Annotated in this window: 3 protein-coding genes; 1 reads left to right on the top strand and 2 read right to left on the bottom strand. The window is 42.5% G+C overall.

Features of this window, described 5'->3' with window-relative positions:
• On the top strand, nt 1–197 hold a 197-nt coding region (locus A3738_RS31830; RefSeq protein WP_231876546.1), incomplete at its 5' end, for a hypothetical protein.
• Here A3738_RS31830 and erpA read toward each other — a convergent pair.
• Together erpA and A3738_RS05610 are read right to left on the bottom strand one after the other, a co-directional pair.
• Nucleotides 190–543, bottom strand: coding sequence for an iron-sulfur cluster insertion protein ErpA (erpA, locus tag A3738_RS05615; RefSeq protein WP_068482247.1), 354 nt, complete (start codon nt 541–543; stop codon nt 190–192). The genes A3738_RS31830 and erpA overlap by 8 nt on opposite strands.
• A 63-nt stretch (nt 544–606) precedes the next feature.
• Nucleotides 607–1080: polymer-forming cytoskeletal protein (locus A3738_RS05610; protein WP_369819774.1), on the bottom strand; the 474-nt coding region annotated here is incomplete at its 5' end.

The following is a 1080-nucleotide window of genomic DNA, read 5'->3' as shown; positions in this document are numbered from 1 at the left end:
ATATTCGCGCGCTTACACTTTATTGTGCAACGAAACGCGTTATCAATACCGAGCAAGCAAACGTTTTAATCGCAGTTATGCTACAAAACTATGCGATGGAAATATTTAAAGTTGATGGGAAAAAACTGAGTAAGAAAGAATGGCTGGCATATTTGCGAGAAGCGAGCAAAACGCTTCTCGCAGAATTGACTATATAGTGAAGCTAGACCCGCACCCACAGGTCGTTGTGGCATTCGGGTTACTGACGACAAACTGAGAACCTTTCAGACCTTCGCTGTAATCTACCGTCGAGCCCACTAAATATTGATACGACATCGCATCAACCACTAAGTTAACGCCCATGTTTTCAATCACAGTATCGTCGTCTGCTTGCGCTTCATCAAACGTGAAACCGTACTGAAAGCCCGAACATCCACCACCTGTTACATAAACACGTAGTTTCAATTCTGGATTTTCTTCTTCCTCGATTAGATTTCTTACCTTAGTAGCCGCGGCATCGGTAAAGACTAATGGAGAAGGGATATGTGACTCAACAACGCTCATTGGGACTCCGGAGTACTCAAACTTCGCGCAATTATCCGCTTATCCGACAAAAACAGTCAAGTATTACTCGCCCTGCGATGCAACTGCCTTCAATGCTACTGCATCTGAGACATTTTCTTTATCCCCAACTACTTGGTCTTCTGGTGAAGGTTGCTTCTGATGAACAAGGTTTCCGTTTACTTCGGCTCCCATCGCCATCTCGATTAAGTTGTAATAGACATTACCCTTAACCGACGCATTTTCAGCTAGTTCGACATGCTTTGATGCATATACATCACCATAAACCGTACCGTTAATGATGATATGTGGTGCAATAACATCACCATCTATTTCACCAATATCACTAATACGAACAACTGCTTCTTGATCATCGGTAGAGCGAATCGTACCTTTGATTAAGCCATCAATATGTAGGCCCCCAGAAAACTGAATATCACCTTCCATGCTCGTTTTACTGCTGATTAGCGTTTCAAACGGAACATTATGAGATTTAGCGATATCTTTGCGTTTGTTTTTTCCCCACATATAAACCTCTAC

The organism is Oleiphilus sp. HI0066, assembly GCF_001635725.1.
The sequence above is the reverse complement of the archived record's forward strand: the minus strand, read 5'-3'. Positions and strand labels throughout refer to the sequence as shown.

Excerpts from the sequence above, each read along its gene's own strand:
- erpA (WP_068482247.1), bottom strand. The coding sequence starts at position 543 with ATGAGCGTTGTTGAGTCACATATCCCTTCTCCATTAGTCTTTACCGAT.